Here is a 21,280-nt window from a genome sequence, read left to right as displayed (position 1 = left end):
CTCAATTTTTAATATCTGTTTACTCCGTACATTTAATGAGTAAACTTGCTCATATAATGAATTATTATACCATAGAATTAACGACACTGCCAACAGAATTTTTTAATTCAGTAACGAACCTCAATGTCATAACCCTTCTGCTTTAAAACATGTTTAGCACAGGCTTCGTCAGTAGTAATCCAGGCTCCATTTTCTTTTGCATAATGAATAAATGAACGCAATGCGCGAACATATCCCGGACGTCCGACAAACTGCGGATGCATAACGAAATTAATGATGCGTCCTTCATCTGCCAGACCGTCAAACTCATCCTGCCAAATCTGCACCATTTCGCGCCCGCTGCGCAGGTAATAATGCTCCGGATGCTGCAGAGTGTACATGTCATAGGAGGTATCATCAACAATACCGTCCTTCGGCAGCTCCACGATAGGTATTTCCTTGCCGTCTATCTTCAGCAGGAAAGGACCGTCATTATTGCGCCAGTTAGAAGAATAAATACAGCCGCGATCCAGCCACAGCTGCTTATGAAAATCATGCAAGATACCATCAGGCATACGCACACCTACGGGACGTTTGCCGGTAAGGCTGCGGAAGATAGCATCAACCTTATCCATCAGTGCATTTTCTTCTTCATAAGTATCCTTTACTTCATGCAGATAACCGTGATAGCCGATTTCATGTCCCTGCGCTGCAATGTATTGAATGATTTCCGGATGAATCTCCGCAGTATAGGCAGTAGTGAAAAAGGTTGCCTTAAGGCCTTCTTCCTCCAGCATCTTCAGGATGCGCGGCAAGCCCTGCTTCGTGGCATAAAGACCACGGGACATGTGCACCAGATGACGTTCATTGATATCGTTGCGTGTAAGCCACAGAGTTTCCGCATCGATATCAAAGGAAAGCAGTAAAGCAATGCGCTTATTATCAGGCCAGTTCCAGTTCATCATGCTTCGCCTCCTTCCGCACGTTTAGCGTAAAAATCCTTTACGTAACGAGCTACCTCTTCGCAGCTGGCAAGCCATGCGCCGTTCGCCTTCATATAGGCAATAAAGCGCTCCAGCATGCGCACGCGGCTGCTGCGGCCGATAAGCTGCGGATGCAGCTTGAGAACAAAAATTTTGTCGCCCTCATTGGCAAGCTCGTCAAAATTATCCTTCCAGATATCGTAAACATAGTCCACCGGATAACTACAGGTGATAGTAGCTTCATCCGCATAGGAAAAATAGAACCAGGAGAAATCATCCAGCGTAGGCTCAGTAGGAAGCTCCACAATCGGATAGTCCTCATGCACGTACGCCCAGTCGCAATCCTTAAGCGTAGAACCGTATAAATATCCACGTTCAGCCATCAGCTGCATGGCACAGTTGGGCAGCAAATCCAGCGGACCGCGATAGCCGACAACCTTACGTCCGCTTACTTTTTCCAACAGTTCCTCGCTCTTGGCCATATTTTCTCTTTCCTCGGCAGCAGGCATATCTACAGAGGCTTCATGCAGATAGCCGTGATAGGCAAGCTCATGGCCTGCATCCGCTATTTGCTGCACCTTATCGGCATAAAGCTCCGCAATGCGTCCGGGAACAAAAAAAGTAGTTTTAAGCTGTTGGCGTTCAAGCATATCAAGACAACGCTTTAAGCCCTCATCAGGACCGTATTGGCCCCTGCTTGTGTCCGAAAAGCCGATTGTTCGCTTGCCGATTACAGATTTACGCAGCAACTCCGCATCAAAATCAAAGGTAACCATCACGGCGATACGCTTGCCGTCAGGCCAAACCATACCGTCACCATTTTTTAAAGTAAACATTCTTGCCTCCTTGGTAATTATTCAAACATATTCAGTGAAATGAATCCATATTCTTGATAACTATTTAATTATGTCACTATAAGCAGATAAATGTCAACTCATAGAATTAAAAACGCAGGCCTTTCGACCTGCGTTCACTTCGTTTTGCTGATGTAAGGTATTGGTGGGCCCAGTAGGGTTCGAACCTACGACCAGCCGGTTATGAGCCGGCGGCTCTACCACTGAGCTATAGGCCCATGCAAGCTACCAAACATTATTATTTTATAATAGTTACAGTTGTTTGTCAACTATTATTCCAAGAAGTCCTTCAGCTTTTTGCTGCGGCTGGGATGACGCAGTTTACGCAACGCTTTAGCCTCAATCTGACGGATACGCTCACGGGTAACGCCAAAGTGCTGGCCAACCTCTTCCAAAGTACGACTGCGGCCGTCCTCCAGACCAAAGCGCAGCTCCAATACCCGTTTTTCACGGATAGTAAGCGTTTCCAGAACCTCCTCCAGCTGTTCACGCAGCAGAGTAAAGGAAGCAGCGTCGGCAGGCGCCGGCGCATCGTGGTCCTCAATGAAATCGCCCAGATGCGAATCCTCTTCTTCGCCGATAGGAGTTTCCAGAGAAACAGGCTCCTGCGCAATTTTCATAATCTCGCGTACTCTGTCAACAGAGGTATCCATTTCCTTGGCAATTTCTTCCGGCAAAGGCTCGCGGCCAAGCTCCTGCAGCAGCTGGCGGGAAACACGGATAAGCTTGTTAATGGTTTCCACCATATGTACGGGAATACGGATAGTACGTGCCTGATCGGCAATCGCACGGGTAATCGCCTGACGAATCCACCATGTAGCATAGGTACTGAATTTAAAGCCCTTGTTATAATCGAATTTATCTACAGCCTTAATCAGTCCCAGGTTACCCTCCTGAATCAAATCCAAGAACAGCATACCGCGACCGACATAACGCTTGGCAATACTTACTACCAGACGCAGGTTGGCTTCGGACAAGCATTGCTTAGCTTCGTCACCCTGATGCGCAACTGCTTTCAACAGCTTTTCGAAATCCTCATCCAGATTGCAGTAGGCTTCGACAACAGCGGAATCCTTTTCTCTGCCGTCGCTCATACGCTCTCTGAGCTCGTTGAGAATAGCCTTAATCTGATACAGCTTGTGATCATCTATATCGCTTGTTTCACGCGTTACTACGAACTGCTCGCAGCCGGGAATCAGACATCTTTGTTCTGCCATCAGGCGCTGCAGATGCAGGCGCTCATCCTTGGTAAATTCAAAAATCAGGTCCTCGTAATCTTCAACAGTATAAGGCTGACCTACGCTCTGACGCTTTTTAATCATCTGCGCCACACGGAAAACAGAACGCATATTGGTAATCTGCCATTCCTCTTTCAGGCTATGACGCAGCTTTTCAATCAATGCGCTGCCGCTGTCCTCAGCAGTAAAAGCAGGCTCCTCCAGCTCAATCATTCTGCCGCGCTGAATACGCTCTGCCTGACGGCCCTTATCCATACGCTTAGCGAGCTTAACCTCATCCTCACCGATAAGCAGCGGTACTCTGCCGATTTCCTTAAGGTACATGCGTACAGGATCGTCAATGCTGATGCCTTCGGGAACGCTCATGTTTTCCAGCTCACTGCTGCTGGGCTCATCATTATCTTCGTCGTTTCCTACCAAAGGCAGTATATCTTCGTCGGAGGCGTTGTCATCATCAACAAGCTCCAGACCTTTACGTGTAATAACCTCATAGATATGCTCAACATCTTCGGGCGTGATATCTTCCAAAGTATTGGTGAGGTTCATTACATCGCCATAGGTGAGAACACCCTTATTAGCTTTACCCTTGCGGATAAGCTCATCAATTTGCTCCTGCGTTATTTTAGTAGCTGCAGCCATGGTGTCCCCTCCTTCCTTATTTATTTTGGTTTCCATAGAGTTTTTTGATTTCATTCTTTATCCTTTGACTTTCCATTAATTCACTGAGAAAACGCTCATCTGCCGATCTTTCGTATTCATCCGCCAGCAGACGATGCTTTTCATATTCTTTTTCCAGACGAAGCCGCCGCATCTGCCTGAGGCAGTCCTGCATAAGCTTATCCATATCTCCCTCCGGAAGCTGATGTGCCAAAATACGCGCCAACGCTGTCTGCGACGCATCGTCCAGGACATTATTCAGCTTATCCGTTGTATAAGCGGTGCCAAGCTCGCACAACCTGTCAAACAGCTGTGCCAGCACAGCATCTTCAAAGCCTGTTTCCTTTACCTCCGCACGGCATTCGTCACACAGCTGCGGCTGCTCCAAAAGCAATCTCAGAAGCAGTTCTTCCGCCTGCTGACCGATACCGGCGCTTTTTTCCTCCGGAATAACCGTCGGCTGCCCAGTCTGCTGTCTGCCACCTCTGCGTGCTGCCTTGCGGTATTCTTCCGCAATCAGGCCTTCATCAATAGTCAGCCGCTGTGCCAGCCTTCGGATATGCTCCGACGCTTCAATTTCATTTTGACATTCTAATAGGAATGGTAGTATATTCGACACAGCCTCTACTTTTCCTGCTAAATTAGCAATATTATTTTGCAGGATAGTTTCATCTATTTGAAAATCAATACCATTCTGCGCCGCCGCCAGCACCTGTGCAAAAGCAGCGCTGCCATGCTGACGTACATATTCGTCGGGATCCTTACCGTCAGGTACACCTGCTATGCGCACCTTCAAGCCTGCTTCCCGGGCAATGCTCACGGCACGCACCGAAGCCTTGCGGCCTGCGCTGTCGCTGTCATAGCAGAAGATTACTTCATCCGCCAGACGCTGCAGCAGCTTAGCCTGCTCCTGGGAAAAGGCCGTTCCCATAGATGCTACAACATTATCAAAGCCTGCCGCATGCAAGCTGATAGCATCCATATAACCTTCGACAACTACAGCCCGACCGCTTTTGCGGATAGCCTTCAAAGCTATATCCAGACCAAAAAGCAGCCTTCGCTTATTAAACCACTGCGTTTCCGCTGTATTCAGATATTTAGGCGTGCTGTTGTCCAGCACTCTGCCGCCAAAGCCGACTATACGTCCGCGCGCATCGCGGATAGGAATAATCACACGGTTGCGGAACTTGTCATAATAGCCGTCGCGCCCACGGGCCGCCAGTCCGGCAGCCTCCAGCACCTGCGGCTGACAGCCGCGCTTAGCAAGAGAGCTGACAAGCGCGGTAAAATTATTCAGCGCATAGCCTATGCCAAAGCCGGCAATAATTTCTTTGCCTATTCCGCGCCCGGCAAGATAAGCCAGGGCAGGTTCACCGTAAGCAGTTTTTGTCAGACAGGCCTGAAAAAATTTTGACGCCAGCTCATTAGCACTATAAATGCTGTCCCTTTGTTTCTCGCGCGCAATTTCGGCGGCCGTCTTCTGCTTCTCAGGTATCGGAATACCGTATCTGCCGGCCAGCAGCTTTAATGCATCCATAAAGCTGCAGTTTTCGATTTTCATAATAAACTTAAAAATATCTCCGCCCTCATGGCAGCCAAAGCAATAAAACATGCTCTTGCCGGGGTTCACCGAAAAGGACGGCGTTTTCTCTCCGTGAAACGGGCAACAGCCCCAGTAGTTCTGGCCTTTCTTTTTCAACGGCACATAACCGGAGATTATTTCTACCATATCAGCTGTGCTGCGCACCTGCTCTTTAAAGTTTTCAAAATCTCCGTTCATTACCCTCTCCGCCTCCAACTGCTATATCACACATAATTTATATTCAATGTATAAAAGAAAAATCCTCTTTTTTTCTAAAAAAATCTTTTTTAATGCTTGCGCCGATTCTCTAAAAATACTATAATAAAGAGTACACTTAAAATTTCTCCTGTTTTTCATGCTACAAGAGGTGATTTATTCATGAAGAAATTGCTTTTAATATTAACTATGCTTGTTATGATGCTGCCTTCTATGTGCTTTGCCGATCCGGTAATCAAGAGTGACAGCCGTACCTTTAACCCGCTCACCGGTGTATATGACCTGCAGGGAAATGTTTTCGTACAGTTTCCTGCACATGATACTACCTTAACCATTACCGGTGACGCCACCAAGGTATATCTTTATGCTATGGAGGTTCACGGCCAGGGCAATATTCGTCTGAGCTTCGGTGATATGAGCTTTGCCTGCGATAAGGTAGATGTATATCATTCCGGCAGAACTGCCTATGTAAACGGCAATCTTGTTTTTAATGATAACAGCAATAAAATTACCGCAGACAGCGGCAGCTACTGCTGGAAGACGAAAATTGCAGCCTTCCATGGTAATGTAACGGTCAACGGTCAGCCGCATGACGGTGATGTAGCCTATAACGTTATAGAAAATAGAATAACAGCGCAGTAAATATTTGCACTAACCAAAATAGCCCATGTTTTACGCTAAGTAAGGCATGGGTTTTTCTGTTGTCAAAAAAGCAGACTGCCGGAACATCCGACAGCCTGCATAAGCTTTAAAAATATTCGTTATTATAGGTGCGGCATTTAGGAAAGAGCTCGTCGAGCAGCTGCAGCTTCCGCACATCGCTGCATTTGATGTGCCCTGCCTCCCACAGCTCGCTGGAGCTGAACGCACCGAAGTAAAGCTGGGTAAAGGCTCCCATATCCATGGTAACCTCCTCCTGCTCCAGCGTGCTGACTGCTTCCAGCTTGCCCGGTGACGTGCGCAGCTGCAGCAGATGATTATTGCGCTCAATCATCTTATCCGTAAGCAGTACGACAACGCTGCCGCTGCTCATGCTTTCTGCTACCGGCAGCTTAGCGAGCGCTAAACGCGCATCAAGGCAACGTGCCATCATAAACGGCTGCAGTCTGCCAGTAAGCGCCTGGTCCTCAAAGCCAAGATATGTTTTATCCCACGGCTCCGCCAGCCAGCAAAACTCCTGCGCTTCGCTTCTGTGTCCCGCGGCATATTGCAACAGACGGTTCTTCGCCGCAGCATCCTGCGTAAGCAGCTCCTGCACGTTGAACGTGCCGTCAGTCAGTGAGTAAAGCATATAGCCAACTGCTTTCCCCGCACGGTAAACAACAGCGCACAGCACATTTTCCTGCGTAACTACCGACAACAGCTTGCGCCATTGGAACGCAGTGCGCTGCGGTACGCCGTTCCATGCTGCGGTAACACTTGCGTAAATATCTGCCAAAGGATTGCAAGGTTGCGTTTCCTCATCCGTCACAGCTTGCAGCAAAGAAGCTAAATCAAGACGTTCTACCGACAGGTCATCACCAATTGCAGGAATTTGCAACTTTGCCAAAGGCATTTTATATTCATGACGATAATAGCAGTAAGCAAATTCATACGGCAGATAAATACCGGCACTTATAGGCATCAGCGTCACAAAAGGGAATCCCTGCGAGCGCAGCACCTCAAAAGCAGTTTCCAAAAGCGGACGCAAAAGATGCTGTCCACGTGCTTCCGGAGCGGTGGCAATGCCCACAAGATACGGCACCAGCATCTCCTGCCCGCGCAAACGCAGCATATAGGGATTTACATGCAGCATCGTGCGCAGCTTTTCTTCCTCGCCGACCTTGTCAAAGCCACCGATAACCATATTGTCCTTGCCGCAGTACTGCTCAAAATAGTACCGAAAGAAAGGCTCCGTCTTTTTTTCAAAGCAGTAATTCCAAAGCTCTTCCGCCTGGTACATACGCTCCTTGCTCAAGACACGGTAAATCATAAGCTACCTCATCCAATAATTACATTATATTTTTTCACCATAAATTCCGGATGCAGCGCCAGCTTTGCCTCACGCAGACCGGGATGTCCCATATCCTCCTCACGGTTGAGATATTTTACATCCGTCCAGGCATGAGCGGCGAACTCCTTGGTAATAGCAGTATACAAGCCGCGCACATCATGACGCGCCTTTTCTACATGCAGCACCGCTGTATCGTCGTTAATCTTCTTGCCAAAGCTGAAGGCCTGAATTTTACCGTCGAAACGGATTGCACCGCCGCGCAGCTCCAGCTGCTCGAAGCTCAGAAAGGCCTCCTGGATAGCATATTTTTCGCACAGCAGCGAAGGGTCCTCTGCCATATGCTCGTCGCACCAGCGCTCGCCGAAGTTCAGGCATTCCATCATATTATCCATAGTAATCGGCTCATAAACGAAATCCGGATGCGCCTTGACAAAAGCATTGTAGTGATTCTTCTGCCCGTGCAGCTTGCGGCCGGAAAGCGTTGCCAGCTTTTCCTGCAGATATACATAATCCCAGTTATCGCGGTCTTCTTCATATGTCAGACCGGGCATTACGCGCTCAAAGCGCTCCTTGGTAAAATCATAGATACCGTGCATCTCAAACGGTTTACCCTGATGCTCCTCCTTCAGCTCCTGCATCAGACGCGGCAAATCCTCATCACGTCCGCCAAAGGGCTGAATATAAAAATCAACGTTGTTGCGTTTAACCTTCAGCAAAAGGAAATCGTACGCTACGCACCAATAAATATGATAGCAGTCACGCCAGACAAAAAGATTGGAAAAGGCACATTCGCTGCCATTTTGATGTGATTTTGATATATAGCTTTCAAACAAAGGCTTTTCCGCCAATGTTACAGGTTTAAATTCTAAAATACTGATAACCCCCTAAAACTCATTACTGCTTGTATATTATAGCATATGAAATATAGCTTGCGGCACTGCATTGGCATTTTTAACATTAACTTCACAAAACAGATAACTACTATCCATTGCCTATATTATAATATGCTGTTGCCGTTCATTTGTAAAGTATGCACAAAAAAGTGCTTCAGTTACCAAAAGGTTACTGAGCAAAGCCGAAGCATTAAACAAAATAACCGCTCAGCTTTTACACCGGCGGTTATTTTCGCTGTCGGTTAAATACTACGCGCATAAATACATTATATTATTGCCAAACCTGTATTAATCAAACTGACGCAGACGCTTTTTGACCTGCTCTGCCAGCAAAATACCGGCAACAGCCGTCAGCAGCTGCGGTACGCTCATCGCAAACATAACCGTCTTGCGCAGCGCAGGATTCGGCAGCGCCAAGAAGCTCAGCGCAGCCCAGGCTGCCAGCAACATAACACAGGCCTTCGCCAGTGGCGGTATAGATAAAGACAGCTTACGACTGTCCTTAAACTGACGCACAAGCAGCACAAAGATAAAATTACCCAGCCAAATTACAGGAATCAGAAACGGCAGCAGCACCTGCCCCTGCACGTAAGCAGTCAGTGGCAGCAAAAACGCCAGCAAAAGCGCTGTCTTCAGGCCGCTGAGCTGCAGCGTGAGCACCAGCATCATGTGCACCAGAGTACCGATGATAAATGTGGAAAGCAGCTGCGGCATCGGCAGCACCAGACGCAGCGACTGCAGCGCCAGCGCCAAAGCCACCAATAACGCTCCTCGCACCAGCTTGCTGTTATTCATGCTTAGCAGGGCATTCCTTAGCTACAAATGCCATATATGCATCCTGCAGCTTTTGTGTCAGCTCGCCAACCTTGCCGTCAGCAACGAAGCTGCGGTCAATTTTTGTAACAGGCATAAACTCGCAACGCGGTCCGCAAAGGAAGGCTTCGTCTGCTTTGAGTGCAAAATCCTTATCAAAAGCTCTTTCGATAATCTGCAGATCCAGGTCTTTGGACAGGCGTTCCATCAGCAGACGGCGGGTAATATTTTTATGGATAAAGTTGTTTTCGGGATGAGTCCACAGAATACCGTCTTTATAAATGAAGAAGCTTGCTTCCGTGCTTTCGGTAATTTTGCCGTCGCGAACAAACAGGGAATCAAAAGCATTGCCGATAACAGCCTTCTGTTTAGCCATTACTTCCGGCAGACGGTTCAGAGTATTGATATCGCAGCGTGCCCAGCGCACATCCTCAACAGTGATAACATTTACGCCCTTGGCACGTTTCTCAGCAAGTGCCTCGCGGTCAACCGGTACAGCATACATAGTCAGATGCGGAATGCTCTGCTCCGGATAGGACAGGGCATAAGCACCGCTGCCACGAGTTACCTGAGTATAGATTTCGCAGTCCTTCAGACCGGTTGCGGCCAACAGGCTTTCATGGAACTCTACCAGCTCTTCAATCATATAAACGCCGGGAATTTTTACTGCGATTACAGAATCGAATAAATTGTTCATATGCGGCAGCAAAGCAAAGCAGCGGCCGTTATAAACCGGTACAATTTCAAAAACGCCATCGCCGAAGTTATGACCGCGGTCGTTAACGTCAATAAATGCTTCAGCTTCCGGCATAATCTCGCCGTCTACCAAAACTAATTTTTCTTGTTGATTTTCGTTCATCTTTATTCCTCCAATTGCGCAAGTCACAATAAATTAACATAATAAAGCATTATTTATGCAATAATTTCAGTCAAAAATATTGTATAATATAATTGAGATTATTTGTTTTGCAGTCTGCAGGGCTTGTAAAAAGCTAATGACTACATTTCAATTATTATACACCATTTAAAGCCATTTTGGCAAAAAATATCTCAAAGGAGCTTACCATGACTCATCTGCCTACTATTATTAATGATTTAGCAATGATTTTGCTCGTAGCCGGCTTCACAACAATTCTTTTCAAGAAAATCAATCAGCCGTTGGTACTTGGCTACATTGTTGCCGGCTTCATCACCGGTCCGCATTTCAACTTCTTCCCGACGATTACCGATAAGGCCAACGTCCACGCCTGGTCCGAAATCGGTGTTATCTTCCTGCTGTTCGCACTGGGACTGGAGTTCAGCTTTTACAAGCTGAAAAGCGTAGGCAGTACAGCCTTCATTGCCACCGCGGTAGAAATCGGCGGTATGCTGGCCGTGGGCTACTTCGCCGGTATGCTGCTCGGTTGGAACCATATGGACAGCCTTTTCCTGGGCGGCATGCTTTCAATGTCCTCCACCACGATTATCATCAAAGCCTTTGACGATTTAAAGCTCAGGGCGCAGCGCTTTACGGAAATCGTTTTCGGCGTGCTGATTATTGAAGATATCGCCGGTATCGTGATGATGGTACTGCTTGCAACCATGGCCGTAGCCAGCGCCGATGTTTCCACAACGGAGCTGCTGCTCAGCATCGGACGCTTGATTTTCTTCCTCGTTTTATGGTTTGTTCTGGGTATGTACCTTGTCCCCAGCTTCTTTAAATGGGCCAAACAGCTGATGAACGAAGAAACTCTGGTAGTTGTTTCCATCGGCCTGTGCCTCGGTATGGTGGTGCTGGCAACTCAGCTCGGCTTCTCCTCCGCTTTGGGTGCCTTCATCATGGGCTCTTTGATTGCCGAAGCACCTAACGCAGAAAAAATCGAGCACCTCGTTGCTCCTATCAAGGATTTGTTCGGCGCAATCTTTTTCGTATCCGTCGGCATGATGGTAGATCCCGCTATCCTGCTGGAGCAAGCGCTGCCCATCTTCGTGCTGGTAGTAGCAACAATTATCGGCAAGCTGATTTTCTCCACCGGCGGCGTACTGGCCTCCGGCCAGAGCCTCAACACCTCTGTACACTGCGGCTTCAGCCTGGCACAGATCGGTGAATTCTCCTTTATTATTGCTTCCCTCGGCATGAGCCTGGGCGTAATCAGCAGCTTTTTATATCCGATTATCGTAGCGGTATCCGTAATCACTACCTTTACCACACCCTTCTGCATCATGGCAGCCGAGCCCTTCTACCAGCTGGTGCTGAAGCTGCTGCCGCCGCAGGCTAAAAGCTGGCTTGACCGTTATACCGGCACCAATACTGACGATGACAAGGATCAGGACTGGAAGAACCTGCTGACCGGTTACACCATGCGTATGTTGATTTTCATCACCCTGCTGGCAGCCATTGCCTTGGGTGCGGAATATTACCTGCTGCCTTATTTGGGCAACACGCTGAAGCTGCCGTACAGCAGACTGCTGACCGCCGCTGCCACCTTTATCATTATGTCGCCGATTCTGCGTGCCGTTTTGGTTAACCGCGCCGGCAACGGTGATTTATTCTCCAAGCTCTGGTTCAAAAAGCGTGCTAACCATCTGCCGTTAATGTTCCTTGTATTCGGCAAGCTGCTTGTAGCATCTGCTTCGCTGTACTTCATCTTCCACACTCTGCTGAATCTGCACGGCTTCCTAGCCTGCGTTTCTGTCCTGCTGGCAGCGTACTTCATCTCCTCCTCCGACTGGCTGATGAGCGAATACCTGCGTATCGAATCACGCTTTTTGGTAAACCTTAACGAAAAGCACATGCGCAAGCATCGCGAAAGCGCTCCCGATGACAGCCGTACCTGGTTCGACGAGGATTTGCAGCTTGTTTACTACGATTTGCAAAAGGATTCTCCCATCAAAGGACGCAGCCTGCGCAGTCTTGGCTTCCGCGAAAGCTACGGCTGCAACGTTCTGCAGCTTTTGGGTACCCACCGCACTGTTGATATGCCCGGCGGCGAGCAGATAGTAGAGCAGGGAGATAAGCTGCTGCTCATCGGTACAAGCAGCCAGCTGCAGGTTTTTGACGCTGCCGTAAGACAGCGCAGCTTAGGCCTTGAACGCTGCGATTTGCCGCAAAGCCTGCGTGAATTCATGCTGGATAACCACCGGAACAAACCGGAACAGCAATTCCTTTCCCTGGCAATTACGATTGACAAGCATTCTCCTATTTTGGGAACATCACTGAAGGCTGCCGATTTGCGCAACAAGTGGAGCTGCCTCGTTGTCGGTCTGGAGCGTGGTGCCTTTACCATTACCAACCCCCACGTTTCACTTGTTTTCGAAGAAAACGACCTGCTCTGGGTATTAGGCAAGCAAAAAATGATGAACACTTTAATCAGAGAAGAAATTTTGTAATACCGTTTACAGTATATCTGTATATATTAAGCCGCTGTTTTCGCAGCGGCTTTTTTCATGCGATTATTCCTCGCAGCTGCAAGGCCTTTACTGCGTCCTCCATTGTCTGCATACCGTAGCGCGCGCCGGTCTGCAAATAGGACTGCAGCTGATGCGTGCGCCCCTCACGAATAAGATTGCGCAAGGCAGGCGTTGCAACGAGCACCTCAAAGGCCGCCGCTCTGCCTGCTCTGTCACAGCGCGGCAGCAACCTCTGGCAGCAAATTCCCAGCAAGCAGTCAGCCAGCTGCGTACACACATGCTGCCTGTCGGGCAACACATCAAGAATACGGTTTACCGTACCAACCGCATCCTGCGTGTGCAGCGTAGCTAAAACAAGGTGACCTGTTTCCGCCGCCGTCAGTGCTATACCGATTGTTTCCGCATCTCTGAGCTCGCCCACCATAATCACATCCGGGTCCTGTCTGAGAGCACTGCGCAACCCGCTGGCAAAGCTCCTTGTATCACGCCCCACCTCCCGCTGGTTAATCAGCGCCAGACCAGGAGGATACACGTACTCTATCGGGTCCTCCAGCGTCAGCACGTGTACAGCGCGCGTTTGATTTATCTGCTGTACCAGCGAGGCAAGCGTGGTGCTTTTGCCGCTGCCTGTGGCACCTGTAACGAGCAGCAAACCGCTGCTGCTCTCAGCAAGCTGACAAACAGTTTGCGGCAGGCCAAGACTGTTGCAGTCAGGAATTTCCTTCGGAAGCAGACGAATCGCCGCCGCATAGCCGCCGCCAAGACGATAAACATTGAGCCGGCAGCGCTCCTGTAAACTGTCACTAAAAGCAGTATCAATCTCACCTGTCTGCAGCAGCTGCCGCTTTTCCTGCTCTGGCAGCAGAGCAAGCAACGCCTGCTCCAGCTTTTCCCGGGAAATAAATTCGTTTTGCAAAGGCTGCAGGCTGCCATCTACGCGCACCATCGGCACACTCACAGGCGTAAGATGCAGGTCGCTGGCTCCCATACTTCTTGCCTGCAGCAACAGCTTATCAAGCATAATCAGCCTCCTCGGTTATACCAACGCGCCACAATTCTTCAACCGTAGTTGCCCCCTGCAGCACCTTATCAACTGCATCAGCATACAGACTGCGCCAGCCCTGCTTACGTGCCTCCCGCAAAAGCTCTGCTTCATCGGCGCCGTTTACCAAAAGCTGCTGCATTCGTTTATCAAACACAACCAGCTCATGCAAGGCCAAACGCCCTCTGTAGCCCGTGCCGTGACAATGCTCACAGCCGTGAGCCTGCACCACCTGCAGTTTTTCATCCGCACTGTACCCAAGATACTGCAGCTCCGCTGCCGTTGCCAAGCGCCGTTCGCCGCAATAGCGGCACGGACGGCGCACCAAACGCTGTGCCAGCACACCGCGCAAACCGGCAGCCAAAAGATAATCTGCAATCCCCATATCCAGCAGACGATAGACCGCACCGATAGCATCATTCGTATGTAGTGTGCTCAGCACCAAATGACCTGTCAGCGCTGCATGCACCGCCATCGCCGCCGTTTCCTCATCTCTGATTTCACCCAGCATGATAACATCCGGATCCTGACGCACCACCGAACGCAATCCTGCCGCAAAAGTCAGTCCGCTCCTGCGGTTGACTGCCACCTGATTGATTCCCGGTAGCTTATATTCCACCGGATCCTCCAAGGTTATAATATTACTGGCAGCAGCATCAAGCTCCTGAAGCGTAGCATAAAGCGTCGTCGTTTTGCCGCTGCCCGTCGGTCCCGTCAGAAGCACTAAACCGTTCGGCTGATGAAAAAGCCGGCGGTAACGCTGCAAATTATCATCGCTGAATTGCAGTTGCTCCAGCTGCAGCAAATTATCTTGACGCTGCAAAAAACGAATCGCCAGCTTTTCGCCGTTCACTGTCGGCAGGCTGGATAAACGCAAATCCACCTTGCTGCCTTCATGCTCCAGCAGCAGCCTGCCATCCTGCGGCACTCTTTTTTCGGCAATATCCATACCGCTCCACACCTTCAGCTGCGTCAGCAGCGTACTTTGCTGTGAGTGCGGCAGCACGCACAGTTGTTGCAGCAGGCCGTCAACACGGATGCGCACACGCACTCCCTGTCCGTCAGGCTCGATGTGTAAATCACTCGCTCCCTGAACCAATGCCAGATGCAGCAAATCCTCCGCCAGTTTATTATTACGCAAACCCTCCACTGTATCACCTCATTTTTTCTTGTGTTGCATTCATTGTAGCATAAAAAAAGCGAAATGCAATATGATAATTCAAAATTTTCTCCATTTTCTAAATTTTCACTTGAAATTATTCCCTGCTTGCGCTAAAATGAAAAATGAAATTTACTATGCAATGCTTGTTGCCGTCATCTTAACGGATAACACTGAAAGGAGCCATTATGCTAAAACGATTTTTCCCGTTAATACTCAGCAGTCTGCTGCTTGCCTTAGCTCTGCCCTGCAATGCCCAAAATAAGCTCGCCAATCCCTTTTTGCCTTCCCCCGCCAACGTCGGCCAAACTGTTGCAGTAAACGTTCCCGCACTACCGCAGCCCATCAGCGAACGCCTAGCCTGCTATCCCTTAAGCTACGCCAGAGCCAAGGATGTACAGGAAGCATTGGCTCCGCATTTCGGCTCCAAGCTCAGTCTTGACAATATCACCAACAGCCTCATCCTTTTGGGATATGAGCAAAGCCACGCACGCTTAAGGCAGCTGCTGCCCAAGCTGGATATAGCAACAAGACAGGTAACGCTGGAAGCCAAAATCATCGCCGTCAGCCGTGAGGACAGTAAAAACATGGGCGTGCGCTGGGACTGGGATACTATTCCCCAGCGTGCGCAGGAAACGAACAATGGTGACAGCGACAGCAGCAATTATGACGGCAGCTTCAAATTTTGGCGTGGCTTTGCCTTCCGTTTCAACGCTACGCTTAATGCCCTCATAAATAGCGGTAAGGCGCGCATTTTGGCAACGCCGCGCATCATTACTATCCCCGGCAAGGAGGCCAGTATTTTTATCGGTGACCATATCCCTGTGCAGACCGAAAAACACGACAGCAGCGGCAGCTATACGGCAACGGAATATCTTGACGCCGGCATCAAGCTGCAATACGCGCCCATCATCAGCGAGGATGGTAAAATGGTGACCGCCAGCGTCCACACTGAGGTGAGCACGCCGGTGCTTATCAGCGAGCTGAAAAATTACCGCATCACCAGTCGTACCGCTGACACCAACGTGCGCATGTACAGCGGCGAAACGTTGGTTATCGGCGGATTGATAAGCGAGGAACAGCAGCGTACTATGCAGAAGGTACCCTTTTTGAGCAAGATTCCTCTGTTGGGCGAGCTGTTTAAAAACCGTTCGCGTTCGCACAACAAGACGGAGGTTTTGCTGCTTTTAACGCCGCACATTACGGAAGCAGGCGCTTCACCGGCGATTTATAATGAGGGGCTGATGAAGGGGGAAGGAAAGCCGCAGACAAATAATCATTAGATAAAAAGCTGCATAACACAAAATCAGCCAATGAGCTTTTGCTCAAAGGCTGATTTTGCTATATCCTATGCAATTTTACATTTCCGAGAATTGATCCTTGCCTACACCGCAAAGAGGGCAAACCCATTCTTCCGGTACATCTTCCCAAGCAGTGCCTGCAGCAACACCGTTATCGGGATCACCAACCTCAGGATCATACACATAACCACAAACGTCACATACCCATTTTGCCATTAGCTTCGTCCTCCTCTTGCCATAGCCTGCGCTTTTAAGAAAGCTAAGCGCGAGCTACAAAATAATTATTATTTTTGACCTATAATTATTATAGCATAGTATGCGAGGATATTCTGCAAAATAGCTGTGAACCTTTTACTGCAGCGCCTGCTGCTTTTCCGGCAAATCCAGACGGAAGAAATCGTACAGCGTCTGCGCCGCCGCATGGTTCATGCCTTCTACCGCAGCCAGCTCTTCAACGCTGGCTGCCCGCATAGCGTCCAGCGTTTTGAAAGCCTTCCACAGCTCCTGCCGGCGCTTAGGCCCGATACCCTCCACATGGTCGAGCACAGAAACGAGATTGCGCTTACCGCGCAGCTTGCGGTGGTAGGTAATGGCAAAGCGGTGCGCCTCATCGCGGATGCGTTGAATGAGGTGCAGCGCAGCGCCTTCACGGTCCAGCATAATACTTTCGCTCTGGTGCGGCTTGAAGATTTCCTCCTCGCGCTTAGCCAGACCTACAACCGGCAAATCATCAAGACCAAGGCCGCGAATAACCTCCAACGCCGAGCTCAGCTGACCCTTGCCGCCGTCGATAACCACTAGGCTTGGCAAGTCCTCATAATCTCTGTAACGGCGGTAGACAACCTCCTGCATGGATTTGAAATCATCAGGCTTGCCTTCTGCCGAGACAATTTTATATCTGCGGTAATCTTTTTTACTGCTGGTGCCGTTGCGGAACACAACCATGGAAGCAACAGTTTCGCTGCCCTGCGTATGGCTGATATCGAAGCAGTCCATGCGCTCCAGGGGATGCTCCAAGCCCAAGGCCTGCTGCAACTCTTCGGCTGCCTGCAGGTCATTTTTGAGTGATAAACTGCCCTTACGCAGGCGTTCATTCAGCAGCTTGACAGCATTTTCATTCGCCAGCTTCAGCAGGTCCTTTTTCACGCCGCGCTGCGGCAGCAGCAGCTCCACCCGTCGCTGTGCCTTGTCTGCCAGCCAGGTTTCAATAAGCTGCTTTTCATCCTCCTCCGGCAGGTACGGCAGCACCACTTCCTTGGGAATAAAGGTTGCTTCGTTATAATATTGCTTCACAAAGGCTGTCATAACCTCCTGCGGCGTATCGCCGCCGTCGGGCAAGAAGAAGTTATCTCTGCCGATGAGCTTGCCCTTACGCACGAAGAACAACTGCACGCACAGGCCCGTCATATCCTGCCCCAGGCCGAAGATATCCATGTCACCGCCATTATTGGTGACAGCCTTCTGCGCTTCATTCAGACGTGCCACAGCCTGCAGCTGGTCGCGCAGTCGGGCAGCCTCCTCAAAGGCGTAGTTATCTGCCGCCTCCTGCATCTGCTGCTTCAAATCCCGCTCCAGCTCCGTGGTGCGTCCGTCCAGCACCATACAGATGGATTTAATCATCTTGTGATAATCCGCCTTGCTGATGTAACCGGCGCAAGGCGCAAGACAGCGCTTGATGTGATAGTTCAAGCATGGTCTGTCCGGGTTCATTTTGCGGCAGGTGCGCAGAGGAAACATGCTGCGCAGCAGCTTTACCGTAGCATGCATAGCACCGGCGTCGGCATACGGTCCGTAATAACGGGCACCGTCACGCAGCTGCCTGCGCGTCACATATAAACGCGGGAAATCCTCCTGCATGGTAACCTTAAGATAAGGATATGTTTTATCGTCCTTCAGGCTGATGTTGTAACGCGGGCGATATTTTTTGATCAGGTTGCACTCCAGAAGCAGCGCTTCTACCTCACTGGAGGTTACAATCGTTTCAATCTCCGCGATTTTTGCCACCATCGCCTTCACCTTCGGCGTATGGCTGGCCAGATTGCGGAAGTAGCTGCGCACGCGGTTTTTCAGTACAACAGCCTTGCCGACGTAGATAACCTTGCCGGAGGCATCATGCATCAGGTAAACGCCGGGCTTTTCCGGCAGTACGGCCAAGGCATTTTTTATATTATCGCTAAAGCCTGCGGCTAATTCTGTCATACATACCACCCGTTCTTCTTCGCCTTAGCCAGCTCCTGCTTGATGTACTGTCCAGTGTAAGATTTTTTGACCTTCGCTACCTCCTCCGGCGTACCGCTAGCCACCAAAGTACCGCCCTTGTCGCCGCCCTCGGGACCGAGGTCGATAATGTAATCCGCCACCTTGATAACGTCCAGATTATGCTCGATGACGATAACGCTGTCACCGCCTTCTACAAGACGCTGCAGCACATCCAGTAGCTTGTGGACGTCCGCAATATGCAGGCCTGTCGTAGGCTCGTCCAAGATATATACGGTGCGTCCCGTACTGCGGCGCGAAAGCTCCGTTGCCAGTTTAACGCGCTGCGCTTCACCGCCGCTCAGCGTCGTCGCTGCCTGTCCCAGATGAATGTAGCCAAGGCCTACATCCTCCAACACTGCCAGCTTGCGGTAAATGCGCGGCTGGTTCTTGAAGAACTCGCAGGCCTCGCTCACCGTCATATCCAGTACCTCCGCGATGGATTTGCCCTTATAATGCACCTCCAGCGTATCGCGGTTGTAGCGTGCGCCGTGGCAAACTTCGCAGGGAACGTAAACGTCCGGCAGGAAGTTCATTTCTATCTTATTCATACCATCGCCCTTGCAGGCCTCGCAGCGTCCTCCCTTCACGTTAAAGCTGAAGCGTCCTGCCTTATAGCCTCGCAGCTTGGCCTCGTTGGTCTGGCTGAAGAGCTCACGGATAAAATCAAAGACGCCGGTATAGGTTGCGGGATTGGAGCGCGGTGTGCGTCCGATTGGGGACTGGTCGATGTTGATTACCTTATCCGTATATTCTATGCCCTCGATGCTGTCGTGCTCCGAAGCACGCAAACGCGCACCGTTGAGCTTGGCAGCCAGGGAGTTATAGAGAATATTATTTATCAAAGTGGATTTTCCGCTGCCGCTCACGCCTGTCACCACGGTAAAGACTCCGAGCGGAATGCTGACATCAATATTTTTGAGATTGTTGGCGCGGGCGCCGTAAATCGTCAGCATCCTGCCATCGCACTCGCGGCGATGCTTGGGAACCGGGATAAATTTGCGGCCGCTAAGATAGGTACCGGTAACAGATGCAGGCACCTGCTTAATTTCTTCTACCGTACCCTGAGCTACTACTTCACCGCCATGCTCGCCTGCTCCCGGACCGATGTCGATAATCTGGTCGGCAGCATACATCGTTTCCTCGTCATGCTCAACAACAATCAGCGTATTGCCCAAATCGCGCAAATGCTTGAGTGTTTCCAGCAGCTTACCGTTATCGCGTTGGTGCAGGCCGATGCTCGGTTCGTCCAGAATATACAGTACGCCTGTCAGGCCGCTGCCTATCTGCGTTGCCAGACGGATGCGCTGCGCTTCGCCGCCGCTGAGCGTACCGGCGCTTCTGTCGAGCGTCAGGTAATCAAGGCCTACGTCGTTAAGGAACTGCAGACGCGCCATAATCTCCTTCAGCACCTGATGCGCAATTATTTGCTGCTTCGGCGTCAGCACAAGCTTTTTAAAGAACTGCAGGCAGTCGCGCACTGTCAGCGCCGTCACCTCGCAGATATTTTTGCCGCCGATAAGAATTGCCAGTGCCTCCGGCTTCAAGCGGCTGCCGTGGCAGGCAGCGCAGGGAGTGCTCGTCATAAACTCTTCCAAGTCCTGACGCATAGCATCGCTGAAGGCTTCACGGTAACGACGGCGCAGCACATTCAAAATGCCGTCAAAGGTTGTGTTATGCTCCTTGACTTCTCCCTGCAGGTTTTCGTACATAAACTTAAACTTGCTCTCGCCGGCACCGTCCCACAAAAGCTGCTGCATCTCGGGCGAAAGCTCATTCCATTTGGTGTCGTAGCTATAGCCGTAGGCAGCAAGCACTGCGCCCAGCTGCTTCATAAAATAGGAATTCAGATTGTTGCTGAAGCAGGCAATACACCTGTCGGCAAAGCTCTTGTCAGCGTCAGGCACTATCAAAGCCTTATCAAACTCCATATGCATACCAAGGCCAGTGCAGTCTGGGCAGGCACCGAAGGGATTGTTAAAGGAAAACAGGCGCGGTTCAATCGCAGGCAGACTGATGCCGCAGTCATTGCAGGCAAAATGCTCACTGAAAAGCTGCGTTTCCGTTGCTTCTCCCAGCGTTTCCACCTCGGCAAAGCCGTCTGCCAGCTTCAGCGCTGTTTCCACGGAATCCGTCAGACGCTGCCTGATGCCTTCGCGCACCGCCAAGCGGTCGATGACCACGGAAAGGCTGTGCTTTTTGTTTTTCTCCAGACGGATATCCTCATCCAGCGTGCGCACCTCACCGTCGATAAACATACGCACATAGCCTGCACGCCGCATATCGTCGAGCACACGCATATGCTCGCCCTTGCGCTCGCGCACCAGCGGTGCCATAACCATAAAACGGGCTCCCTGCGGCAGCTCCAGCACCTTGTCGACTATCTGCTGCACGCTCTGCTGCTCGATGAGCTTGCCGCATTTAGGGCAGTGCGGTTCACCTGCGCGTGCGAATAAAAGGCGCAGGTAATCGTAAATTTCCGTAACCGTACCTACGGTAGAACGTGGATTGCGGCTCGTGGTCTTCTGGTCGATAGAAATTGCCGGGCTCAGGCCCTCGATGTAGTCCACATCCGGCTTGTCCATCTGTCCCAAAAACTGGCGGGCGTAGGCCGAAAGTGATTCCACGTAGCGGCGCTGGCCTTCGGCGTAAATTGTATCAAAGGCCAGGCTGCTTTTGCCGCTGCCGCTTAGGCCTGTGATAACTACCATTTTATTGCGTGGTATTTCTACCGTTATATTTTTCAGGTTGTGCTGACGCGCACCCTTTACAATTAAAAATTCTTGCATATTTTTTACCTCTGTTAACAAAAGGCAGAAGCTGCTCCAGCTGCTGCCGGCGATAGTATGTTTATATTATAGCACACTGCTAGGATAAACGCAGTAAAATAAAAACCACCTCAGCCTCAAGCCAAGGTGGTTGCA

At 50.2% G+C, this 21,280-nt stretch carries 16 protein-coding genes and 1 tRNA gene; 3 read left to right on the top strand and 14 right to left on the bottom strand.

The features are described from left to right. Positions 1 to 107: 107 nt before the first annotated feature. The 5 genes from HMPREF9443_RS08640 to dnaG form a co-directional block, all read right to left on the bottom strand. Positions 108 to 944: a polysaccharide deacetylase family protein gene (locus HMPREF9443_RS08640; RefSeq protein WP_009146217.1), complete on the bottom strand. Its 837-nt coding sequence runs from the start codon at positions 942 to 944 to the stop codon at positions 108 to 110. Further along, positions 941 to 1,798: a polysaccharide deacetylase family protein gene (locus HMPREF9443_RS08635; RefSeq protein ID WP_009146216.1), complete on the bottom strand. Its 858-nt coding sequence runs from the start codon at positions 1,796 to 1,798 to the stop codon at positions 941 to 943. Before HMPREF9443_RS08635 ends, HMPREF9443_RS08640 begins: the two co-directional genes overlap by 4 nt. A gap of 161 nt (positions 1,799 to 1,959) precedes the next feature. Further along, a tRNA-Ile gene (locus tag HMPREF9443_RS08630) sits at positions 1,960 to 2,034 on the bottom strand. Between the two features lie 54 nt (positions 2,035 to 2,088). After that, positions 2,089 to 3,693, bottom strand: coding sequence for an RNA polymerase sigma factor RpoD (gene rpoD, locus HMPREF9443_RS11145; protein ID WP_040565375.1), 1,605 nt, complete (start codon positions 3,691 to 3,693; stop codon positions 2,089 to 2,091). Between the two features lie 16 nt (positions 3,694 to 3,709). Next, on the bottom strand, positions 3,710 to 5,491 hold the full coding sequence (dnaG, locus tag HMPREF9443_RS08620) for a DNA primase (protein WP_009146214.1): 1,782 nt from the start codon (positions 5,489 to 5,491) through the stop codon (positions 3,710 to 3,712). 180 nt (positions 5,492 to 5,671) lie between these two features. On the opposite strand from dnaG, the gene HMPREF9443_RS08615 reads away from it, so the two are divergent. Then, entirely contained in the window at positions 5,672 to 6,151 is a 480-nt protein-coding gene (locus tag HMPREF9443_RS08615; protein ID WP_009146212.1) for an OstA-like protein, read from the top strand. 106 nt (positions 6,152 to 6,257) lie between these two features. Here HMPREF9443_RS08615 and HMPREF9443_RS08610 read toward each other — a convergent pair whose 3' ends face one another. From HMPREF9443_RS08610 to HMPREF9443_RS08595, 4 genes are all read right to left on the bottom strand, one after another. Continuing rightward, positions 6,258 to 7,481: a GNAT family N-acetyltransferase gene (locus HMPREF9443_RS08610; protein WP_009146211.1), complete on the bottom strand. Its 1,224-nt coding sequence runs from the start codon at positions 7,479 to 7,481 to the stop codon at positions 6,258 to 6,260. An 8-nt stretch (positions 7,482 to 7,489) separates the two neighbouring features. Further along, positions 7,490 to 8,335 carry a DUF2156 domain-containing protein gene (locus HMPREF9443_RS08605; protein WP_230197175.1) on the bottom strand — a complete coding sequence of 282 codons (846 nt, stop codon included), beginning with the start codon at positions 8,333 to 8,335 and terminating at the stop codon, positions 7,490 to 7,492. A gap of 348 nt (positions 8,336 to 8,683) precedes the next feature. After that, positions 8,684 to 9,190: a hypothetical protein gene (locus HMPREF9443_RS08600; protein ID WP_009146207.1), complete on the bottom strand. Its 507-nt coding sequence runs from the start codon at positions 9,188 to 9,190 to the stop codon at positions 8,684 to 8,686. Next, complete coding sequence (locus HMPREF9443_RS08595; RefSeq protein ID WP_009146206.1) at positions 9,183 to 10,067, bottom strand: aminotransferase class IV; 885 nt, start codon at positions 10,065 to 10,067, stop codon at positions 9,183 to 9,185. Before HMPREF9443_RS08595 ends, HMPREF9443_RS08600 begins: the two co-directional genes overlap by 8 nt. 206 nt (positions 10,068 to 10,273) lie before the next feature. Between HMPREF9443_RS08595 and HMPREF9443_RS08590 the strand changes: the two genes are divergently transcribed. Next, positions 10,274 to 12,577, top strand: coding sequence for a cation:proton antiporter (locus HMPREF9443_RS08590; protein ID WP_009146205.1), 2,304 nt, complete (start codon positions 10,274 to 10,276; stop codon positions 12,575 to 12,577). A gap of 55 nt (positions 12,578 to 12,632) precedes the next feature. Here the strand turns inward: HMPREF9443_RS08590 and HMPREF9443_RS08585 are convergent, their stop codons facing one another. Both HMPREF9443_RS08585 and HMPREF9443_RS08580 read right to left on the bottom strand, forming a co-directional pair. Beyond that, positions 12,633 to 13,619, bottom strand: coding sequence for a type IV pilus twitching motility protein PilT (locus tag HMPREF9443_RS08585; RefSeq protein WP_009146204.1), 987 nt, complete (start codon positions 13,617 to 13,619; stop codon positions 12,633 to 12,635). After that, positions 13,612 to 14,781 carry a GspE/PulE family protein gene (locus HMPREF9443_RS08580; protein WP_187363720.1) on the bottom strand — a complete coding sequence of 390 codons (1,170 nt, stop codon included), beginning with the start codon at positions 14,779 to 14,781 and terminating at the stop codon, positions 13,612 to 13,614. The genes HMPREF9443_RS08585 and HMPREF9443_RS08580 overlap by 8 nt, the downstream gene beginning before the upstream one ends. Positions 14,782 to 14,987: 206 nt before the next feature. Here HMPREF9443_RS08580 and HMPREF9443_RS08575 point away from each other — a divergent pair, with 206 nt between their 5' ends. Continuing rightward, positions 14,988 to 16,082 (top strand): type II secretion system protein GspD, encoded by a 1,095-nt coding sequence (locus HMPREF9443_RS08575; RefSeq protein WP_009146202.1) that lies wholly within the window; start codon positions 14,988 to 14,990, stop codon positions 16,080 to 16,082. A gap of 75 nt (positions 16,083 to 16,157) precedes the next feature. Here HMPREF9443_RS08575 and rd read toward each other — a convergent pair whose 3' ends face one another. The 3 genes from rd to uvrA form a co-directional block, all read right to left on the bottom strand. Then, on the bottom strand, positions 16,158 to 16,316 hold the full coding sequence (gene rd, locus HMPREF9443_RS08570) for a rubredoxin (RefSeq protein WP_009146201.1): 159 nt from the start codon (positions 16,314 to 16,316) through the stop codon (positions 16,158 to 16,160). A 135-nt stretch (positions 16,317 to 16,451) separates the two neighbouring features. Further along, the gene (gene uvrC, locus HMPREF9443_RS08565; protein WP_009146200.1) at positions 16,452 to 18,299 is read right to left on the bottom strand and encodes an excinuclease ABC subunit UvrC; all 1,848 of its coding nucleotides are present in this window, start codon (positions 18,297 to 18,299) and stop codon (positions 16,452 to 16,454) included. Beyond that, positions 18,296 to 21,145, bottom strand: a complete 2,850-nt coding sequence (gene uvrA / locus HMPREF9443_RS08560) for an excinuclease ABC subunit UvrA (RefSeq protein WP_009146199.1) — start codon at positions 21,143 to 21,145, stop codon at positions 18,296 to 18,298. The genes uvrC and uvrA overlap by 4 nt, the downstream gene beginning before the upstream one ends. Between the last annotated feature and the right edge of the window lie 135 nt (positions 21,146 to 21,280).

The sequence above is a fragment of the Phascolarctobacterium succinatutens YIT 12067 genome (assembly GCF_000188175.1).
Lineage (GTDB): Bacteria > Bacillota > Negativicutes > Acidaminococcales > Acidaminococcaceae > Phascolarctobacterium_A > Phascolarctobacterium_A succinatutens.
This window is presented reverse-complemented; position numbering and strand designations above follow the sequence as displayed.